Below are 15,286 nucleotides of genomic sequence, written 5' to 3'. Positions count from 1 at the left end.
GCCCCATGCCTACGCCAGCGCAGGGTGATCGAAGTTCCGGATTGCGTGTCGCCCTTCCGCTGCAACTTACTCCGAAGTAAGGTCGGCTCATGGCGTGGAACCCGAAAGATATGCCCGACCAGAGTGGGCGCACCTTCATCGTCACCGGAGCCAATGGCGGCCTCGGTGTCGAGACCACCTCGGTGCTGGCGAGCAAGGGCGGCACCGTGATCATGGCCTGCCGCAACGTCGCGAAGGCGCAGCCGATCGCCGACCGGATCGATGGCGACGTCCGGGTGGAGCAGCTGGATCTGGCGGATCTGGCATCGGTGCGCGAATTCGTCGACAAGACCGGCGAATTCGATGTGCTCATCAATAACGCCGGCCTGATGAACATTCCGTTCTCACGCACCAAGGACGGGTTCGAAACCCAGTTCGGCGTCAACCACCTCGGCCATTTCGCGCTGACCGGGCTGCTGTTGGATCGCCTCCGAGACCGGGTGGTGAGCCTGGCGAGCATCGCGCACAAGCAGACCCCGAAACTGTGGATCGACGATCTCAACTACGAGAACCGCCGCTACCAGCGCAACCTCGCCTACGCCCAGTCCAAGCTGGCCAACCTGATGTTCGCCCGCGAACTGCAACGGCGGCTGACCGAGGCGGGCTCCGACAAACGCTCTTACGCGGTACACCCGGGCGTCTCTGCAACCGATCTGTTCGCAAGGACCGAAACCCCACTCGACCGGATCAGCAAGCCTTTCATCCGCATCATCGGCCATGCCCCGGCCAAGGCCGCCCACTCCACCCTCTTCGCGGCCACCATGCCCGATGCCGATCCCACCACTTACTGGGGGCCGAACCGGTTGTTCCAGAGCCAGGGCCCGGTCGAACCCTCGCCGTCGAGCAAGCTGTCGAACAATCCCGAACTGCTGCGCCGACTGTGGGAGGAATCCGAGCGCATGACCGGGATCACCTACAAGTTCTGAGGCCCGACCGCTGACTCGACCTGCTCCTACGTACCGTGTAGTAGACGGGTACCGTGGTATGCGTGTCCGCTCCACCTCGCCGCTCGGCACACAATCGCCCAGCCCTGATCGTGCTGGTGATAGTGGCCGCCCTCGCCTGCTTGGCGTTGGGATGGTGGCAGTGGGAGCGGTTCGAATCCGCGAGCGGCACCGGCCAGAATCTCGGCTACGCACTGCAGTGGCCGCTGTTCGCCGGATTCGCAGTCTTCGCCTACTTCCGGTTCGTGCGGCTGGAATCCGAAGCGGATAAGGAGCCGGAAGCTGAACCGGCTCCCGCGAAGGCGCGCCGACCCACGAAAGTCGACGCGCCGCGCGAGATTCCGGCCGGACTGCTGCCCGAGCGGCCCAAAGCTGCCCGCGACGATGACCCGGTGCTCGCCGAATACAACAAATATCTGGCCGAGCTGCACGCACAAGATATCGACCAACACGTCCGGGACGCGGGCCTCGCCCACGACACACAGAGGAGCGCCGGTTGACCACCAGCGAGAACTCGACCGAATCCGCCGCGACGCTCACCCCCGAGCCGAGGGCGACCGACGTCGCGAAGATCAAGCCCGCACTCCTGCGCTACCGGGTACTCGCCTGGACGACGGGTCTGTGGCTGCTGCTGCTCACCGGCGAAATGATCGTCAAGTACGGCTTCGATGTGCACACCCCGAACTGGATCGCCGTCGTGCACGGCTGGGTCTACTTCGTCTACCTGCTGGTCACCGCAGACCTCGCGGTCAAGGTGCGCTGGCCGATCCCGCGCACCGTCGGCACCCTCATCGCAGGCACCATCCCCCTGCTGTCCTTCTTCGTCGAGCACGTCAACGCGAACAAGGTCAAGCAAGACTTCGACCTCTGACCCACCCCTAACGCCGCACCCCGCCGCGCGACCCGACCCTCACAGGGAATCACCGCCCGTCGCGCGGCACACATCCGTCGCCGGGAGGATCCGCAGCGGTTGCAGCCTCTCGAGCGTACGGCTGACTCAGGCCTCAGCGAGGGCCGCGAGTGCCGGGAGCAGCTGAGTCAGCGCGCGACCGCGATGGGACACGGCATCCTTCTCGGCGGGCGTCAGCTGGGCAGCGGTGACATCGCCGCCTGTCGGAATGAACAGCGGATCGTAGCCGAATCCACCGTCGCCCACGGGCTTGCGGCCGATCACGCCCGGCCATTCACCGCGCACCACGATCTCGGTGCCGCCGGGCACCACCAGCGCGCAGGTGGAGACGAACTGTGCGCCGCGCCGCTCGTCCGGTACGTCACCGAGTTGGGCGAGCAGCAGGGCATTATTGGCCGCGTCGTCGCCGTGCACACCGGACCAGCGCGCCGACAGCACGCCGGGCATACCGTTCAACGCGTCCACCGCGATCCCGGAATCGTCTGCGACACAGGGCAATCCGGTGGCGGCCGCGCCATCGCGCGCCTTCGCCAGCGCATTCTCCTCGAAGGTCGCGCCGGTCTCGGGCGCCTCGTCGTAGGCGGGCACATCGCCGAGTCCGACGATCTCGATGCCAGCGATACCCGCGTCGGCGAGGATCCGGCGCAGTTCGTTCAGCTTCTTGGCATTGCGACTGGCGACCAGGACGCGGCGCGACATCACTTCTTCTTCGACTCGGCAGGCTGCGGCAGCACACCCGGATACGGCAGCGCGAGCGCCTCTTTCTGGACGGCGAACAGCCGCTCACAGCCGGCGAGTGCGGAGTCGAGCAGCTTGTCCAGGGTGGAGCGCGGGAAGGTGGCGCCCTCACCTGTGCCCTGGATCTCCACCAGGGTGCCGGTATCAGTGGCGACCACATTCATATCGACCTCGGCGCGCGAATCCTCTTCGTACGGCAGGTCCAACCGCACCCTGCCGTCGACGACACCCACGCTCACCGCGGCGATCGCACACGAGATCGGCTGCGGGTCGGCCAATCCGCCCGCCGCACCGAGGTAGGTGACCGCATCCGAGAGCGCGACATACGCGCCGGTGATGGCCGCGGTCCGAGTGCCACCGTCGGCCTGCAGCACATCGCAGTCGATGGCGATGGTGTTCTCACCGATGGCCGCCAGGTCGATGCATGCCCGCAGCGACCGGCCGACCAACCGGCTGATCTCCTGGGTGCGCCCGCCGACCTTGCCCTTCACCGATTCCCGCCCGCTACGGGTATGCGTGGCCGCGGGCAGCATCGCGTATTCGGCGGTGAGCCAGCCGAGTCCGGAATCACGACGCCACGGGGGCACGCCCTCGGTGACGCTCGCGGTGCACATCACCCGGGTCTGCCCGAACTCCACCAGCACCGAACCGGCTGGATGCGTGGTGAAGCCACGGGTGATCCGTACCTCGCGGAGCTCATCGTCCGCCCTGCCATCGGCTCGTCTCGACACGCGCCAAGCCTAGTCACATGGCCAACCGCGCGCGGCAGGCGGTCAGATGTCGAAGGTTTCGCCCGGTGCGACGGCGTGCACCGGTCCGGAGAACTGCGCCTTCGCCTCGGCGATCACGTCCTCGCGGGAGGTCCACGGCGGAATGTGGGTGAGCAGCAGCTCTTTCACGCCCGCACGCGCGGCGATAATGCCCGCCTCGGTGCCGGAAAGATGAATGCCGGGCGGCCGGTTGGCCGGATCGTGCGTCCACGACGCCTCCGACATGAGAATGTCGGCGCCCTGCGCGAGTTCGAGTACCGCATCGCACATCGCGGTGTCGCCGGTGTAGACGAAGGTCCGCCCGGTCGCGGTCACGATGCGCAGCCCGTACGACTCCGGCGGGTGATACATCCGACGCGCGAGCACCGTATGGCCCGGACCGAATTCGATCGCTTCGCCCTCGACCCACGTCTGGTGATCGATGACGTCGGACCAGTCGTCGCATGCGCCGCCGATCTCGGCGGACGCATTGCCGATGCGCACCGCGCTATCGGACGGACCGCGCACGATCGCCTGTCCCACCGGAGGTGACGGGTGGTAGCGCCGCCAGACCAGCAGTCCGGGCAGATCCAGGCAGTGATCGGCATGCAGATGCGTGAGGAAGATATCGACCTCACCGGGATCGGCGTAGCGCTGCAATGCGCCGAGCACGCCGGGTCCGAAATCGATGACCACCGGCGACATATCCGGCCCGGTCAGTAGGTACCCCGACGCTGGGGAGTCCGGGCCGGACACACTGCCCGAGCACCCGAGGACGGTAAGGCGCATTCCCCCATGCTCCCACGACGAATTCTCGCTCATAACAGCGCCTCGCTAACGCTCGGCACCGTCACGAGCGAGAGCCCGGCTGTTTTTGTTGTTCGCTCGCTCAAGAACCGATCCCCCACATTCCGCTGCGAACCGCGCGACAACCGCGACTACGCATTGACTCCGGCTCGATCCCCGCGACGGTGTCGACGTTCATCACCAGAGAGTACCCAGCCGGCCAGCACTCCACCCATTGCCCCGAAAAGATGGCCCTGCCAAGAGATTCCGGGCTGTCCGGGCAGCACACCCCACAGCACCGACCCGTAAATCGCCAGCACAACCAGGCCGATCCCGATCTGCACCAGATTGCGGGCGAACCAGCCACGCGAGATCAGGAAGGTCAGCCAGCCGAATATCAGCGACGATGCGCCGAGATGCACCGATCCGGTGGCGCCGGTGAGCCAGACGCCGACTCCGGCAACGATCCAGATGATCGCGGTGGCGGCGAGTCCACGACCGATGCCCGCGAGCAGGGTGATGAAGCCGAGGACGATAACCGGAAGCGTATTGGCGAACAGGTGGTCCCAGCCGTGATGCAGGACGGGGGCCCACAGAATGCCCCACAGGCCGTCCGCCTCGCGCGGTTCGATGCCGTTGTAATCGAGTTGGTTGTGGTCGAGGTTGTCGACGCCTTCGATGCCGTAGAGCAGGGCGACGAATGCGGTGATGATGACGCCCGCGCGCAGCCAGAGCTGTTTGATCGGCGCGACGCTGTTCGGTTTGGCGGGCGTACCGGAAGGCATGCTCGACTGCCCCAGTTGGGCGCGTAGTGCGGCGATCCGTTCCGGATCGAACGACGAACCGATTCCCGAACCGCCGGTCATCGCAACCTCCTCGTCGAGCGAGACCCGGACGCCGACGATATGCGACAAGGGACTCGCTCTTTCGAGAGTACCGGGGCAATTCGCGACCAAACGGCCGGTGATACAGGCGTGAGCGTGCACTTTCCGCGCGAAAAGCGCACGCTCCGGCCGGATCGCTCGAAACTCAGGCCCAGAGCTGGCCGTCGAGGCGTTCCTCGGCCTCTTCGAGGGTCCCGTCGTACGCCCCGGTGGACAGGTACTTCCACCCGCCATCGGCCACCACGAAGGCGATATCGGCGCGCGTGCCCGCACGCACGCATTTGCGCGCGACACCGAGCGCCGCATGCAGAATCGCGCCGGTCGAAATGCCCGCGAAAATGCCCTCTTCCAGCACCAGCTCGCGCGTGCGCCGCACCGCATCGAATGGACCGACCGAAAAACGAGTTGTCAGCACCGACTCGTCGTAGAGCTCGGGAATGAAGCCCTCATCGATATTGCGCAGTCCGTACACGAGTTCGCCGTAGCGCGGTTCGGCCGCGACGATTTCGATGCCGGGCACCTTCTCGCGCAGGAAGCGGCCGGTTCCCATGAGCGTGCCGGTGGTGCCGAGACCCGCGACGAAATGGGTGATCTCGGGCAGGTCGGCGAGGATTTCCGGGCCGGTGGTCTCGTAGTGCGCCAAGGCATTGGCCGGATTGCCGTACTGGTACAGCATCACCCAGTCCGGATTCTCCGTGGCGATCCGCTTGGCCAGCGCGACCGCCTGATTGGAACCGCCCGCGGCCGGGGAATCGATGATCTGCGCACCGAACATGGTCAACAGTTGACGGCGCTCGACCGAGGTGTTCTCCGGCATCACGCAGACCAGCCGGTAGCCTTTGAGTTTGGCCGCCATGGCCAGCGATATGCCGGTATTTCCGCTGGTCGGCTCCAAGATCGTGCAGCCGGGCGTCAGCAGGCCGTCGGCCTCGGCCTGTTCGATCATCCGCAGAGCGGGACGATCCTTGATGGAACCGGTCGGGTTGCGGTCCTCGAGTTTGGCCCACAGCCGCACCGGATTTTCACCGTCCCATTGCGGGGACAGGTTGCGCAGACCGACCAGCGGGGTGTTGCCGAGGGTCGCGATCAGCGATTCATAGCGCGCCACGGGCTCGATCAGCCTCCGGCGACGGCGGGCAGGATGGTGACGCTCGCGTCCTCGGGCACCTGCGCGTCGAGTCCGCCCGCGAAGCGCACATCCTCGTCGTCGACGTAGATGTTGACGTAGCGGTTCAGCTTGCCGTCCTTGAGCAGCCGCTCCGCGAGGCCCGGATGGTTGGCCTCGAGGTTCTCGATCAGCGCGGACAGGGTCGAGCCCTGCGCGTCGACGCGCTTCTCGCCTCCGGTAAGGCCACGCATGATGGTCGGGATGGACACGGTTACCGGCATGGGGACTCCTCGAATTCGACGAACATGGGTACTAAGCGGTCTCGTACGCATCGACGATCCGCGCCGGCTCCTCGGTGACCTCACCGTCTACGATCCGATAGCTGCGCAGTTCGTGCTGCTCGGGATCGCGGGTGGAGATCAGCACGTAATGCGCGAACGGCTCGGACGCATAGGAGATATCGGTGCGGCTCGGATAGGCCTCGGTGGCGGTATGCGAGTGGTAAATCACCACCGGGGTCTCGTCGGCATCGTCCATCGACCGCCACACCTTCAGCTGTTCACCGGAATCGAACCGGTAGAAGGTCGGCGAGCGCTCGGCATTGACCATGGCGATAAAACGCTCCGGCCGATCCGAACCCTCCGGACCGGCGATGACGCCACAGGCCTCGTCCGGGTGATCGGCGCGCGCATGCGCCACCATCGCCTCCACCAGGTCGGTCCTGATCACCAGCACGAGTCAAACCCTTCCGCATTCGGCATATCCGCTGCCGACACATCGCACCCGACAACGACCCAGAATATTCCGCTATTCCCATCCACCTGTCGGCCGGTCCCCTCCTCGACGCTGTTCCCGTGGCTCCCGCACACTTTCGCGGATCCCGCCCGGCATGTCTGGCGGCGAGTCGATGTGCGGGGCCGCCCGAAACTCTGCGGGACCCGCTCCGAGCGCGGCCAGCCGATAAGCGAAACCGTCCGAAGCTGCGCGGGGCCGCTAGGAGCGCGAGAAGAGATCGGCGTACGCGGGGATGCCCGCCACGGAGTGGGCGGACAGGATCGCATCGACGATGGCGCGCTCGACGCAGACGGCCGCCGCGGTACAGATCTCGTCCAGGACCAGGAGGTCGGATGGGAACGCAGGCGGCAGCGCGGCCTCGGTGATTTCGGCGGTGCCGGTGGACAGGGCGAAGAGGGTGTCACCGTCCAGGGGCGAGTGGGCGGGCCGGATGGCGCGGGCGAGCCCGTCGTGGGCGGTGGTCGCCATACGCTGACAGCTGGCCGGGTCCAGAGGCGCGTCGGTGGCGACCACGCCGATGGTCGTATTGAGGACGGTGCCCTTGACCGGGAGGGCGTTGGCCACGGCCAGTTGCTCGGGCGTAGCCGGAGATAGGCCGAATGCGTCGGGGCCCTCGGTGCCGATGCCCCATGGCAGGCCGGTGCGTGGATCGAAAACCGAGCCGACCGGGTTGGCGACAACCAGCGCCGCCACGGTGACACCCGCGGCCGCACCCGCGCCGAGCACTACGCTCGCCGTGCCCACGCCTCCCTTGATCGAACCGGCGCGCGCACCGACGCCAGCGCCGACGCACCCGCGCTCGAACTCCTCCGCCGCCGCCTCGGCCGCGCGGAAACCGAAGTCGGCGGTCGGTCGAATTCGCCAGTCCCCCAACGGAAGATCGAAGATCACGGCGGCGGGGACAATGGGCACCACCCGACTCGGATCGGCCGGATCCATCGGTATGCCCTCGTGATGTTCCTCCAGCCAACGCATTACGCCGTCCGCTGCCGCGAGTCCGTAGGCGCTGCCGCCGGTGAGCAGGATCGAATTCACTTGGCGCACAGTATTGCCCGGGGCGAGCAGATCGGTTTCCCTGGTCCCCGGCCCGCCGCCGCGCACATCGACCGCCGCGATCGCACCGCCGGGCACGCGCACGACGGTGCAGCCGGTCGCCGCGCCGGAACCCAGCGTCGCGTCCGGGTCGAGCAGATGATGGTGCCCGACCAGCAGGCTCGGCACATCGGTGAGCGAATTCCGCAGTCCGGCTTGCGCATTCACAGCATGTGCTCCTGACTACTGGTCACGACGATCTCCATGCAAGCATGCGACACTTCGAGCCGCGGCGGACCTGACCGCGCATCGGTTCCCGGACGGACGCCCCTCAGGGCGCGAGGGCCTGCAGCAGCGAATCCTGCATCCACGTCAGCCAGTGGTACACATCCAGATGCGGCCCGCGCGGATCATCGGGTTCGAGGTGATCCGGTGTTTCGGCATCGATTCCGAGCACCGTGCCCAAGGCCAGCCGCACATCGGTCAGCGCGGTCAACCAGGCGTCGGCCTGCTCCGGCGTCAGCACGATCTTCCCGCCGTCGGTCGGCACCGTATTCAGCACCACCGATCCGGCGGCCAGCTTGGCGTCGATGATCTCCGGTTCGTGCAGGCCGCGCAGCGCGCTGTTGAGATCGGCGCGATCGGCATCGGGTGAGCCCGGTTCACTCCGGTGGAAGTCCGGCAGTAGCCGGTGCAGCCGGGGATCGTCGGGCGGGGTCGTATTGCCGCTGCGCAGCCCGGTGAGCTCGGCGAGCTCATCGTCGGGTGCGGATTCGGCCCGCTCGGTCAGTAGGCCGGAAACCGCGCCGACCAGGGACCGCAGCACGCTCGCCTCACGCGCGTCCATTTCGGATCGCAATTTGAGGCCGCTCAGCGAGTTCTTCCGGCTCCACTTACGCACTGACGTCAGGGTAGTCGTACCGGTCAGTCGTCCCGTTGCATGGTCGCCCAGAGACCCGCGGCGTGCAGCCGTCGCACGTCCTGTTCCATCTTGTCCCGCGAACCCGACGACACTACTGCCTTGCCCTCGTTGTGCACCTTCAGCATCAATTCGGTCGCCTTCGCTTTGCTGTAGCCGAACAGCTTCTGGAAGATGTAGGCGACGTAGTGCATGAGGTTGACCGGATCATCCCATACGACCGTCACCCACGGACGGTCCTCGGCCTCCAGGATCTCGGTGTATTCGACCGCCTCCGGAGTCGCCTGTGCCGCCGACAGTGTCGCGTTCACTTCGCACAAGGCCATAACACTCAGGGTACGACTCGACTCCGGATACACAACACCCGTCCACCGGTAATTGACAGACACCCCGACCACACCGGCCTATCATGCCCGCCACGGCTGTCTACAGTGGCTGGGGTGGAGATGCGCAGCACCGCCCTGCTGACCGATCAGTACGAACTGACCATGCTCGCGGCCGCCCTCGGCGACGGCTCGGCGCACCGCCGCTGCACCTTCGAGGTGTTTGCACGACGTTTGCCGAATGGTCGCCGCTACGGGGTGGTCGCGGGCACCGGCCGACTGGTCGAGGCGCTGGCGCATTTCCGTTTCGAGGAACCGGAGCTCGATATCGCGGCTGGCTTCCTGGACTCGAGGACCATCGATTGGCTGCGCGAGTACCGCTTCACCGGCGATATCGACGGCTATCCGGAGGGCGAACTGTATTTCCCGGGCTCCCCGATTCTTTCGGTGCGCGGCAGCTTCGCCGAATGCGTCCTGTTGGAGACCATCGCCCTGTCGATCCTCAATCACGACAGCGCGATCGCCTCGGCCGCCGCCCGCATGGTGAGCGCCGCCGACGGACGCCGGATCATCGAGATGGGCTCCCGCCGCGCCCACGAACTCGCGGCGCCGTCCTGCTCGCGCGCGGCATACGTGGCCGGCTTCGACGCCACCTCCAATCTGGAGGCCGTGCGCCGGTTCGGCGTGCCGGGGGCGGGTACCAGCGCGCATGCGTTCACCCTGCTGCACAGCGCTGCGGATGGCGCGCACGAGGCCGCCGCATTCCGCGGTCAGATCGAGGCACTCGGCATCGGCACCACACTGCTGGTCGACACCTTCGACATCACCCAGGGAGTGGCGACCGCCATCGAGGTCGCCGGGCCCGAATTGGGCGGTGTGCGTATCGATTCCGGTGATCTCGGCGTATTGGCCAGGCAGGTGCGCGACCAACTCGACGGACTCGGCGCGACCAAGACCCGCATCGTGGTCTCCGGCGATCTGGACGAGTACGCGATCGCCGCACTGCGCGCCGAACCGGTGGATGCCTATGGGGTCGGGACGTCGCTGGTCACCGGGTCCGGCGCACCCACTGCTGGAATGGTCTACAAGTTGGTCGAGGTGGACGGGCTGCCGGTCGCCAAGCGCAGCAGCCACAAGGAGTCGCGCGGGGGCACCAAGAAGGCGATTCGGCTGTCGCGCCGGACCGGCACCGTGGTGGAGGAGATCATCTATCCGGCCGCCGGAACCCAGCTCGCCGCAAACGGATTCGAGGTGCGCGAGTTGCTGACCCCGCTGGTGCGCGACGGCGAACCGGTGGATGAGCTGCCCACGCTCGCGGACAGCCGCAAGTTGGTAGCGCGCGGTTTGGTCAGCCTGCCGTGGGAGGGCCTGAAGCTATCGGCTGGGGAACCTGCGATTCCGACGACATTCGCGAACTGACCCGGACCGCTTCGGCGTGGCGTCGCTTGGTCAGCCATTCCACGAAGGAGATCGCTACCAGCACGATCAGGAACCCCTTGATCAGCAGCGGCACCCAGTCACCTACCCCATCGGGTCGGTCACCCAGCAGAAAGGCGGTGGCGAGATAGGCCGTGTAGCCGACGAAGAGTGCGATCGAAATTCTGGCGGTACTGCTCACGTGGACCTCCGAGTGTTGGTAGCCCGCCCGAGCGATCAGGCGGCACAATGTAATCCACAGACAGGGGCCCGAGTGTTTACACCTTCGGCGCTTAGATCCTGGGAAGGTGAGGTCGACATGAACCGAGCGTTGATCATCGTCGACGTGCAGAACGACTTCTGCGAGGGCGGGTCCCTTGCCGTCACCGGCGGGGCGACGGTCGCCCAGCGCATCACCGGCTACCTGGACTCCGCGCATTACAGCGCGGTCGTGGCCACCCGCGACTACCACATCGATCCCGGCGGCCATTTCTCCGACCATCCGGATTACCTGGACACCTGGCCGCCGCACTGCCGGGTCGGCACCTCCGGCGCGGATTTCCACCCCGCCCTGAATACCGAGCAGATCCAGGAGATCTTCTCCAAGGGCCAATACAGTGCCGCCTATTCGGGTTTCGAGGGCGCCACCGAGGACGGCACCAGCCTCGCTGACTGGCTACGTGAGCGCGCCATCGATGAACTCGACATCGTCGGCATCGCCACCGACCACTGCGTCCGCGCCACCGCTCTGGACGCCCGCATCGAAGGTTTCGACACCAGGGTGCTGCTGGACTTCACCGCTGGCGTCGCACCCGATACGACCACCGCCGCACTCGATCGCATGCGTGCGGCGGGGGTGGATATCGAGGGCTCGGTCATTCGCTAGCGCAGACCCTCCACCCGACCTTCCGCAGAACACGCCGGTTTCGCGTTCGGAAGATGCGCGAAGCAGGCCGAGGATCCGATCGGGCGGTTATCGGTGTCGGTCCGAAGCAGTAGGCTCGTCGCGTGCCCGAACTGCCTCCCGTTCCCGAGCTTTTGGCCACCGCCGTGCGCGCGCTCGGCGGGAAGGAACGCGTCGGGCAGGTGACGATGGCGGCGGCGGTGGATCACGCCATCGATACCAAGGAACACCTCGCGGTGCAGGCGGGCACCGGGACCGGGAAGTCGCTGGCGTATCTGGTGCCGAGCCTGCGTCATGCGGTACGAACCGGCCGGACCGTGGTGGTGTCGACCGCGACGATCGCGCTGCAGCGTCAGCTCGTCGACCGGGACCTGCCGCGACTGGCCGAGGCGCTGAGCAAGCCGCTCGGGCGGGAGGCGAAATTCGCGATCCTCAAGGGGCGCAATAACTATCTGTGCCTGAACAAGATCAACAGCGTGATTCCGGACGAACCCGCGGAGGCCGAACTCTTCGACGCATTCGCCATCTCGCGGCTGGGCCGGGAGGTGCAGCGGCTCAACGAATGGGCATCGAATACCGAAACCGGCGACCGGGACGAGCTCGCTCCCGGCGTCACCGATCGGGCCTGGCGGCAGGTCAGCGTGTCGTCGCGGGAGTGCCTCGGCAAGTCGCGCTGCCCGTTCGGCCAGGACTGCTTCGCCGAACTGGCAAGAGCCGAATCGGCGCAGGCCGATGTGGTGGTGACCAATCACGCCCTGCTCGCGATCGATGCGATCAGCGGCATCCAGGTGCTGCCCGAACACGATGTGGTCGTCATCGATGAGGCGCACGAATTGGTCGATCGGGTCACCGGCGTCGCCACCGCCGAACTGGCCGCATCGACGATCAGCGCCGCAGCCCGGCGCTGCGCCAAACTCATCGACCAGCAGGAAGTGGACCGGCTGGAGGAGGCCGGGGAGGCCTGGCACACGGTGCTCGACGAACTGCCCGCCGCCCGCTGGGACACCTTGCCCGATGGCATCGCGCCGGTGCTCGCACTGGTCCGCGATGCCGCCTGGAATGCCCGTACCGCGCTCGCGCCGCAGGGCGGCACCACCGCACAGGGCGATCCGGAAAGCGCTGCCGCCCGCACCCAGGCGTTGGCCGCCATCGATGAGGTGCACGACGGCGCGGTGCGCGCGTTGACCGCGTTCGACGAATCCGATCCGGCCAAGCGTCACGATGTCATCTGGCTCGCCGCCGACGAGATCCGCGGCGTCACCCGGCGCACGCTGCGGATGGCGCCGCTGTCGGTGGGCGGGCTACTGCGCAGCCGACTTTTCGGCACCGCCACCGTCGTGCTGACCTCGGCCACCCTGCAGATCGGCGGCTCTTTCGACGGACTAGCCATCACCTGGGGCCTGCCCGCACAATCGGCCAACCGCAGCGATACGGCAACCGCAAACGGCGCCGAGGCGCCCTCGGACGCGGAGACCGTGCGCTGGAGTTCGCTCGATGTGGGTTCGCCGTTCGACCATGCCAAGTCGGGAATTCTCTATGTCGCGAAGCATCTGCCCGCCCCCGGACGAGACGGTCTGGCACCGGCCTACCTCGACGAAATCGAGCGGCTGATCAACGCTGCGGGTGGACGCACGCTCGGGCTGTTCTCCTCGATGCGAGCCGCACGCGCGGCCACCGACGCACTCCGCGAGCGGCTGAATACTCCCGTTCTGTGTCAAGGGGACGACGCAACCGGCGCGCTGGTGCGCAAGTTCGCCGACGACCCCGAGACCTCTCTGTTCGGCACGCTGTCGCTGTGGCAGGGCGTCGACGTGCCCGGTCCGTCGCTGAGTCTGGTGATCCTGGATCGGATCCCGTTCCCGCGCCCCGACGATCCGCTGCTGACCGCGCGACAGCGGGCCGTCGAGTCGCGCGGTGGCAATGGCTTCATGACCGTTGCGGCTAATCACGCCGCGCTGCTGCTGGCCCAGGGCACCGGCAGGCTCTTACGCAGCGTCGATGACCGCGGCGTCGTCGCGATCCTGGATTCTCGTTTGGCGACCGCGCGCTACGGCGCCTATCTGCGGGCGTCACTGCCGCCGTACTGGGAGACCGCCGATCCCGAAGTCGTCACCAAAGCGCTGCGGCGACTCGCCGCCGCAAGCGCCTGAGCTGCACACACTGTGAGACCACTCACAAAGGATGCCAATATTTCCAGGCAGAAGTAAGTTGAGAATCGGTACGTCGGTGGAACCCCAATTCCCACACCGGACGTATCGGCGATCCCCGCGCCAAGCCCTGCACGCGGCGCGGGGACACCACAAATCCCTGTCACCGCCGGTGCACCCGTGAGACCGTTTCCCAATGACGCACCAGCCAGATATCGGCACACTCGGCGAATTCTTGATCAGCGCAAGATCTTTGGATGAATACCGGGCAATCTTTGCACTCACCGAAGCCGACCTCGACGGACACATCCTCGACTGCCCAGGCGGCGCAGCAAGTTTCACCGCGCAGGCGTGTGAACTCGGGGCCACCGTCATCGCGGCGGATCCGATCTACGCCCAACCCGCGGAGCAACTGCGCACCCTCGCCGTCTCCGAAACCAATCGCGGAAACATCTGGGCAACAGCACATCTGGACCGCTACCGGTGGGATTTCTACGGCGATCCGCAACAGCACCGAGCAATCCGCCTGGCCGCGGCGGCTCGCTTCGGCGCCGACCTCACTGCTCATCGAGACCGATACGTCGCGGCTGTGTTGCCGTCACTTCCCTTTCCCGACAACAGCTTCGATCTGGCCCTGAGCTCACATCTGCTCTTCACCTACGCCGACCGACTCGATCCGGATTTCCATCTCGCATCCCTGCTCGAACTCTCCCGAGTGTCCGCGGGCGAGACTCGCCTCTATCCGCTCGTCGATCACACCGGCGCACGCCAAGACGATCTGGTCGCACATCTGCGAAAAGAATTGCACGACAAGGGAATCCGCTCGTCGCTCCGGGAGACGGCCTACGAGTTCCACCATGGAGCGACCACGGTTCTGGTCCTGCACCCGCACTCGGACGAAACGTGAAAACGGTTGCCAACCCAGATGAATTCGCGGCGCGGCGAGCACCCCCGGTCACCGCGCCGCGATCTGTTACGAGATCAGAGCGTCCACTTGAGGATCAAGGTGATGACAGCCGCGACCACGGCCACCGCGATGGCGGCACCACCCCAGACAATGCCCTGACGGTGCCACGGACGGCCGTGGTCGAGGGAGAACTTGCCGGGGCCGGTGAAAGCGACAGCCGCACCGACGGCGGCGAACAGCAAGGGCGTTTCGTAGCCCTTACCGGTCAACAGCCCCCCACCCCAGGTGGCATTGACCGCATTGATCATGGTGCCGAGCACGATGGCCGAGGCCAGCGGTGTCAGCAGGCCGAGCAGCAATAGAATGCCGCCGGTGAATTCGCTGAGTCCGGCGAGGGTGCCGAACAGTTTTCCAGGGTTGTAGCCCATGGAATCAAAGGCGGCGGCGTTGGCGCTCCAACCCATGCCGCTGAACCAGCCGAACAGTTTCTGAGCGCCGTGCGCCGCGAGCAGGCCGCCGAAGACGACGCGCAGCACCAGCAGGCCGATATCGGCGGCAGAGTTGTCGAGGGTCGCGCCACTCGGATTGGTGGAGCGTTCGAGTGTGCCGTTGGTATTCATGCTGGTCCTCATTCGCGCATCGGTTATGAACAAATGGCTTGTTTAGCCTCGGCAATGAAGCGGAC

The 15,286-nt window shown here is 66.4% G+C and carries 18 protein-coding genes; 7 read left to right on the top strand and 11 right to left on the bottom strand.

Annotated features, from left to right (window positions below; genetic code table 11):
* The first annotated feature begins 89 nt into the window (after window positions 1-89).
* From ACIBJI_RS37460 to ACIBJI_RS37450, 3 genes are all read left to right on the top strand, one after another.
* Window positions 90-965, top strand: coding sequence for an oxidoreductase (locus ACIBJI_RS37460; RefSeq protein WP_364355702.1), 876 nt, complete (start codon window positions 90-92; stop codon window positions 963-965).
* Between the two features lie 62 nt (window positions 966-1,027).
* Window positions 1,028-1,483: a transcriptional regulator gene (locus ACIBJI_RS37455; RefSeq protein WP_364355699.1), complete on the top strand. Its 456-nt coding sequence runs from the start codon at window positions 1,028-1,030 to the stop codon at window positions 1,481-1,483.
* Complete coding sequence (locus tag ACIBJI_RS37450; protein WP_396959844.1) at window positions 1,480-1,854, top strand: DUF3817 domain-containing protein; 375 nt, start codon at window positions 1,480-1,482, stop codon at window positions 1,852-1,854. The genes ACIBJI_RS37455 and ACIBJI_RS37450 overlap by 4 nt, the downstream gene beginning before the upstream one ends.
* 126 nt (window positions 1,855-1,980) lie before the next feature.
* Here ACIBJI_RS37450 and rdgB read toward each other — a convergent pair whose 3' ends face one another.
* The 10 genes from rdgB to clpS all read right to left on the bottom strand — a co-directional run bounded on the left by rdgB (window position 1,981) and on the right by clpS (window position 9,230).
* Complete coding sequence (rdgB, locus tag ACIBJI_RS37445; protein WP_397087903.1) at window positions 1,981-2,592, bottom strand: RdgB/HAM1 family non-canonical purine NTP pyrophosphatase; 612 nt, start codon at window positions 2,590-2,592, stop codon at window positions 1,981-1,983.
* On the bottom strand, window positions 2,592-3,362 hold the full coding sequence (rph, locus tag ACIBJI_RS37440) for a ribonuclease PH (RefSeq protein ID WP_364355693.1): 771 nt from the start codon (window positions 3,360-3,362) through the stop codon (window positions 2,592-2,594). The genes rdgB and rph overlap by 1 nt, the downstream gene beginning before the upstream one ends.
* Window positions 3,363-3,404: 42 nt before the next feature.
* On the bottom strand, window positions 3,405-4,169 hold the full coding sequence (locus ACIBJI_RS37435; RefSeq protein ID WP_364355857.1) for a cyclic nucleotide-degrading phosphodiesterase: 765 nt from the start codon (window positions 4,167-4,169) through the stop codon (window positions 3,405-3,407).
* A 149-nt stretch (window positions 4,170-4,318) separates the two neighbouring features.
* Window positions 4,319-5,032, bottom strand: coding sequence for a rhomboid family intramembrane serine protease (locus tag ACIBJI_RS37430; RefSeq protein ID WP_396959914.1), 714 nt, complete (start codon window positions 5,030-5,032; stop codon window positions 4,319-4,321).
* Between the two features lie 163 nt (window positions 5,033-5,195).
* The gene (locus tag ACIBJI_RS37425; protein WP_364355690.1) at window positions 5,196-6,158 is read right to left on the bottom strand and encodes a cysteine synthase; all 963 of its coding nucleotides are present in this window, start codon (window positions 6,156-6,158) and stop codon (window positions 5,196-5,198) included.
* An 8-nt stretch (window positions 6,159-6,166) separates the two neighbouring features.
* Window positions 6,167-6,439, bottom strand: a complete 273-nt coding sequence (locus tag ACIBJI_RS37420; protein ID WP_364355687.1) for a MoaD/ThiS family protein — start codon at window positions 6,437-6,439, stop codon at window positions 6,167-6,169.
* A gap of 31 nt (window positions 6,440-6,470) precedes the next feature.
* Window positions 6,471-6,893 (bottom strand): Mov34/MPN/PAD-1 family protein, encoded by a 423-nt coding sequence (locus ACIBJI_RS37415; protein WP_397087901.1) that lies wholly within the window; start codon window positions 6,891-6,893, stop codon window positions 6,471-6,473.
* A gap of 258 nt (window positions 6,894-7,151) precedes the next feature.
* Entirely contained in the window at window positions 7,152-8,213 is a 1,062-nt protein-coding gene (locus ACIBJI_RS37410) for a P1 family peptidase (RefSeq protein ID WP_364355681.1), read from the bottom strand.
* 103 nt (window positions 8,214-8,316) lie between these two features.
* Window positions 8,317-8,886: a DUF2017 domain-containing protein gene (locus ACIBJI_RS37405; RefSeq protein ID WP_364355678.1), complete on the bottom strand. Its 570-nt coding sequence runs from the start codon at window positions 8,884-8,886 to the stop codon at window positions 8,317-8,319.
* A 23-nt stretch (window positions 8,887-8,909) separates the two neighbouring features.
* Window positions 8,910-9,230 carry an ATP-dependent Clp protease adapter ClpS gene (gene clpS / locus ACIBJI_RS37400; RefSeq protein WP_040687186.1) on the bottom strand — a complete coding sequence of 107 codons (321 nt, stop codon included), beginning with the start codon at window positions 9,228-9,230 and terminating at the stop codon, window positions 8,910-8,912.
* 120 nt (window positions 9,231-9,350) lie between these two features.
* Between clpS and ACIBJI_RS37395 the strand changes: the two genes are divergently transcribed.
* The 4 genes from ACIBJI_RS37395 (at window position 9,351) to ACIBJI_RS37380 (ending at window position 14,601) form a co-directional block, all read left to right on the top strand.
* Window positions 9,351-10,646, top strand: coding sequence for a nicotinate phosphoribosyltransferase (locus tag ACIBJI_RS37395; protein ID WP_397087939.1), 1,296 nt, complete (start codon window positions 9,351-9,353; stop codon window positions 10,644-10,646).
* 316 nt (window positions 10,647-10,962) lie between these two features.
* A complete protein-coding gene (locus ACIBJI_RS37390; protein ID WP_364355675.1) occupies window positions 10,963-11,529 on the top strand; it encodes a nicotinamidase in 567 nt (188 codons plus the stop codon).
* A 122-nt stretch (window positions 11,530-11,651) separates the two neighbouring features.
* Entirely contained in the window at window positions 11,652-13,697 is a 2,046-nt protein-coding gene (locus ACIBJI_RS37385; RefSeq protein WP_364355672.1) for an ATP-dependent DNA helicase, read from the top strand.
* A 193-nt stretch (window positions 13,698-13,890) separates the two neighbouring features.
* Entirely contained in the window at window positions 13,891-14,601 is a 711-nt protein-coding gene (locus tag ACIBJI_RS37380) for a methyltransferase domain-containing protein (protein ID WP_364355669.1), read from the top strand.
* Between the two features lie 74 nt (window positions 14,602-14,675).
* Here ACIBJI_RS37380 and ACIBJI_RS37375 read toward each other — a convergent pair whose 3' ends face one another.
* The gene (locus tag ACIBJI_RS37375; protein WP_364355666.1) at window positions 14,676-15,221 is read right to left on the bottom strand and encodes a DoxX family protein; all 546 of its coding nucleotides are present in this window, start codon (window positions 15,219-15,221) and stop codon (window positions 14,676-14,678) included.
* Window positions 15,222-15,286: the final 65 nt, after the last annotated feature.

It is taken from the genome of Nocardia sp. NPDC050408 (genome assembly GCF_044458905.1).
Classification (GTDB): Bacteria; Actinomycetota; Actinomycetes; order Mycobacteriales; family Mycobacteriaceae; genus Nocardia.
The sequence above is the reverse complement of the archived record's forward strand: the minus strand, read 5'-3'. Positions and strand labels throughout refer to the sequence as shown.